The following is a 4,278-nucleotide window of genomic DNA, read 5'->3' as shown; positions in this document are numbered from 1 at the left end:
TTTGTGGCCGTGATGAGTCGCGTCAGATGGCGGCCTGGTTGAATACCAAGTCAGTGGATATTGAACGAGTGCTGGTCAGCCCCTATCTACGGGCCGAACAGACGCTGGAAACGGTGCGCGAAGCGTTAACGCTGCCGGAAGGCGAAGAAGTGCTGCCTGAGCTGACGCCGGGCGGTGATGCCGGGCTGGTGAGCTGCTATCTGCAGGCGCTGGCGAAAGAGGGCGTAGGTGCAGTGCTGGTGGTTTCCCATCTACCGCTGGTGGGTTATCTGGTGGCCGAGCTGTGCCCTGGGGAATGCCCACCCATGTTTGCTACCTCCGCCATCGCTAATGTCGATCTGTCCGAGGATGGCAGCATTGGCAAGTTTGAATGGCAGGTCAGCCCGTCACAGGTGATGGCCAAGGTCTGAACTTGTTCCCACCCTCAAAGGGCGATGATAAACATCGCCCTTTGTCATTAAAGTCATCAAAATTGCCATTGTAACGTAAAGCCCAGGTTGACCGGGCTGGTGGTAAAATTATCGGGCTTGGCCAGAGGCACTCCGACGAAGGCATCATAACCGACCGCTTTTACCCTCCCTCGAATACCAGCAATGCTACCGAGCAAGTGACCATCGGCGAAGTCGTTACTACCGTCACCCTTCACCCGGCCATAATCCATACCCAGGTATAATTGCTGCCCCAGTTTGGGCAGGTTTAGGTTCAGGTCATTACGCAGGTAGTAGCCCTTATTGGCCATCATATTCACTTCCCCGTCAAAACCACGTACGGTCCAGCGGTTACCGATACTGAACTGATCCTGGGTGGTCAGGCGGTCTGGGCTATATTGCTGGCGAAAGCGGGATTGATAACTCAGTGAGAGATCTTTCACGGTAAAAGGCGTATAGGTACTGACATCCAGATTGACGATGCGGCTTGATGGAGCACTGTCCACCGGTCTTTCGGCCCCAAACCAGGAGGTATCACGCTGATAACTCAACATGGCATCGACAACAGACTGGCCGACATAGTGGCGGTGATTGAACTCAAGGCTCCAGTGGGTCATATTACGCTTCTGTAACTGCAGTTCCGTATCGTTCAGATGAAAATGCGAGTTACGCTTGAGGACTTGAAAGCTGAGCGTGTTTTTTTGGCTCGCGTTGCGATACAACAGGCGATTTACTTTTAAGCTAAGGTTGCGATACTTGCCGCGGTAGGAAAAATCGGTATAGAAGCCATTGATATTTTGTAAATATTCGCTGCGGCTGGCATATAAATCCAATGACCAGAAGCCGTAGGGCACCGAGTAGTATAAAGAGCCATTATTAGAATGACGGGTCGATTGGAACTGCAAATCACGGCCGGCAGAAACATAGAACAGATCGTTCATCGAGGTCGGGTTATCAATATATAAAGCCAGACCGCTTTGATAACGCCCGGTTTGTTTACTGCCTGAATCATCCAGCCAACCTCCCAGACGCCAGAATGAGGGTTGCTTACGGGTTATTTCCAGATCGGATTCCCCCGGCTTACTGCCTGGATGGAGCGAGATATTGGCAACGACATCAGGAATGCGTTGCATGTTTTCCAACCCCTGCTCAATAGCACGCAGATCCAGCAGATCCCCTTGGCTGCCTGGGAAGGTAGTGTGCAAGCTGATGTACTTATCACTGTCGTCCGTTAGCCTGACGTCACCAATGGTGCCGGGTTGGATATCCAACGTGAGAAGCCCCTCCGACAGGTTTTGCTGAGGGATCATTACCCGGGTAGTGATATAGCCATGTCCAATCAGGTTATTTTGTATAGCGGTCGCGAGTGTTTTCACCCCCTGGATCCCCAGGCAGCGCCCTTGCGCCTGTGCTGTCAGTTTATGCAATGGTATCCAATGGGGGATCTTGTCGTCCTGGTTCAGTTCAACCCGTTGTAGGGTGAAGCAGGGTTGTTCTTCAGGAAAATCAATGCTGGTGCTTAGACTACCGTTGCCAGAGGAGCGAACGTCTTTACCTACGGTTTCCAATTGGTTGTAGCGTGCTTTTTCCTGTTCCTGCTGATGGCTCATTTGCTGCTCAATAAATTGGCCATTTTCAGCCGCCTGAACCAGTGGGGTAAAAATAAGCAATAGCCAAGCATTGGGAAAGCGAAAATGCATTTAATATCCTTATTGGCCGCTTTTTATTTTGACTCAACGGTACAAGTTTTGGAAAATCATAAATGATTTAAAACGAAGGGCCGCATTCTACGGGGAATACCCCCCTTGTCTACCCGACTGGGGGAATACAGGATCTTTCTATAATAACGAGAGTTATAATAATGATTTTTCTGAGTGCGTAACGATTGTTGGTGAGGGTTTATTCACTTGGTAATCAATGACTGAGTGAAAAATGAAAATAGCTGTTGGTTATTTTGTTGAGCACAACGCGACCTGAACGGGGCCGCGCGCCATATAAATCCGAGTCTGGATGGATATACCATTAGCGCTACTCTGGCAGCTCAACCAGCAGCAGCACCGCTGCACTCCCTCCCCATTCTTTAGGAGCCTGATGAAACGCCAGCACGTCCGGATGTTGCGCTAACCACAGCGGCGTTTGCTGCTTGAGGATATGTTTGCCGTGGCCGTGCATCACGCAGGCACAATGCACGTGTTCACGCTTGCAGGCGGCGATCATCGCCCCCAGCTCTTGCTTGGCCTGCATCTGTGTCAAACCATGCAAATCCAGGAACAGATCCGGCACGTAATCCCCGCGGCGCAGTTTCTTCAACTCATAATGGCTGTAGCCGGGGCGCACATAGCGCGTTGGGCCTTCATCATCCAGCTGCGGCTGGAATTCGTCGGAAAAGTAAAAGCTGGCATCCACCTGTTCTTGCAACAGACGCTGTGGCGCGATCTGCTTGGTTTTCATTTTAGGTTTCGGGTGGACGATGGTGTCCTGCTGTAGCTTCTTTGCTCCGGCTACCGACTCTCTAAAGAGCAACAATTCATCTTTGCTCACAGGGTGCTTATTCTTCATTATTCTCTCATCGCCTGTCATTTATGGCGTTAGTTTACCTGCTCGAAGGCGGCTGTCGACGCAAAACGGGTGCTTAATGTTAACGAGAATGCCTCTTGACTGCTATAGCTGCTGATTTGTCGCAGGCTTCATGGCAAACTACGGGGCTAAATCATGAATTATCGCGCCTGCCGGAGGGCAAATTGGACAAAATTTTCGTCGAAGAAGCAGTGAATGAGCTGCACACCATTCAGGATATGCTGCGCTGGGCCGTAAGCCGTTTTAACGCCGCCAATATCTACTATGGCCACGGAACCGATAATCCGTGGGACGAAGCCGTGCAATTGGTCTTGCCTAGCCTGTTCCTGCCGTTGGATATTCCTGAAGACATGCGCACTGCGCGTTTGACCTCCAGTGAGCGTCACCGCATCGTTGAGCGCGTGATCCGCCGTGTCAACGAGCGCATCCCGGTTGCCTACCTGACCAACAAAGCCTGGTTCTGCGACATGGAGTTCTATGTCGATGAGCGCGTGCTGGTGCCACGTTCACCGATTGGTGAGCTGATCAACGATCGCTTCAGCGCGCTGATCCCACATCCGCCACGCCATATCCTGGATATGTGTACCGGCAGCGGTTGTATCGCCATCGCCTGTGGCTATGCTTTCCCAGAAGCGGAAGTGGACGCGGTAGATATTTCCACCGACGTGCTGGCCGTGACCGAGCGCAATATTCAGGCACACGGCGTGGAACATCAGGTGATCCCGATCCGCTCCGATCTGTTCCGTGATGTGCCCGCGATCCAATACGATCTGATCGTCACCAACCCGCCTTATGTCGATGCGGAAGATATGTCTGACCTGCCGCAAGAGTTCCGCTTTGAGCCGGAGCTGGGCCTGGCCGCAGGTAGCGACGGTCTGAAGCTGGTGCGTCGTATTCTGGCCTGTGCGCCAGACTTCCTGAGCGATGACGGCGTGCTGATTTGTGAAGTGGGCAACAGCATGGTACATCTGATGGAACAATATCCGGATATTCCGTTCACCTGGCTGGAGTTTGATAACGGCGGGGACGGCGTATTCATGTTGACCAAACAGCAGCTGATTGACTGTAAAGAAAGTTTCAGCCTCTACCGCAGCTAACCAACAACCTGGGCCCGCGATAGTGCGGGCCTGTGTACCCCGTTTGCAAGCCGAACGGGATGACAACCAACGGTAAGGAGCCGTGATGGCAGGGAACAGTATTGGGCAGTTTTTCCGCGTCACCACATTTGGTGAATCTCACGGTGTGGCGCTGGGATGTATCGTAGACGGTGTGC

General features: G+C 52.3%; 4 protein-coding genes. 2 read left to right on the top strand and 2 right to left on the bottom strand.

Features of this window, described 5'->3' with window-relative positions; all coding sequences use genetic code 11:
* On the top strand, positions 1-410 hold a 410-nt coding region (sixA, locus tag ACLQ7H_RS18770), incomplete at its 5' end, for a phosphohistidine phosphatase SixA (protein WP_411753970.1).
* A 56-nt stretch (positions 411-466) separates the two neighbouring features.
* Here sixA and ACLQ7H_RS18765 read toward each other — a convergent pair.
* The gene (locus tag ACLQ7H_RS18765; RefSeq protein ID WP_411753969.1) at positions 467-2,128 is read right to left on the bottom strand and encodes a ShlB/FhaC/HecB family hemolysin secretion/activation protein; all 1,662 of its coding nucleotides are present in this window, start codon (positions 2,126-2,128) and stop codon (positions 467-469) included.
* A gap of 328 nt (positions 2,129-2,456) precedes the next feature.
* Positions 2,457-2,987, bottom strand: a complete 531-nt coding sequence (gene smrB / locus ACLQ7H_RS18760) for an endonuclease SmrB (RefSeq protein ID WP_411753968.1) — start codon at positions 2,985-2,987, stop codon at positions 2,457-2,459.
* A gap of 182 nt (positions 2,988-3,169) precedes the next feature.
* Between smrB and prmB the strand changes: the two genes are divergently transcribed.
* Positions 3,170-4,102: a 50S ribosomal protein L3 N(5)-glutamine methyltransferase gene (gene prmB, locus ACLQ7H_RS18755; RefSeq protein ID WP_411753967.1), complete on the top strand. Its 933-nt coding sequence runs from the start codon at positions 3,170-3,172 to the stop codon at positions 4,100-4,102.
* The last annotated feature ends 176 nt before the right edge of the window (positions 4,103-4,278 follow it).

This window comes from Serratia sp. (in: enterobacteria) (assembly GCF_046715635.1).
In the GTDB taxonomy this organism is placed as follows: Bacteria; Pseudomonadota; Gammaproteobacteria; order Enterobacterales; family Enterobacteriaceae; genus Chania.
This window is presented reverse-complemented; position numbering and strand designations above follow the sequence as displayed.

Excerpts from the sequence above, each read along its gene's own strand:
- smrB (WP_411753968.1), bottom strand. The coding sequence starts at position 2,987 with ATGAAGAATAAGCACCCTGTGAGCAAAGATGAATTGTTGCTCTTTAGA.
- ACLQ7H_RS18765 (WP_411753969.1), bottom strand. The coding sequence starts at position 2,128 with ATGCATTTTCGCTTTCCCAATGCTTGGCTATTGCTTATTTTTACCCCA.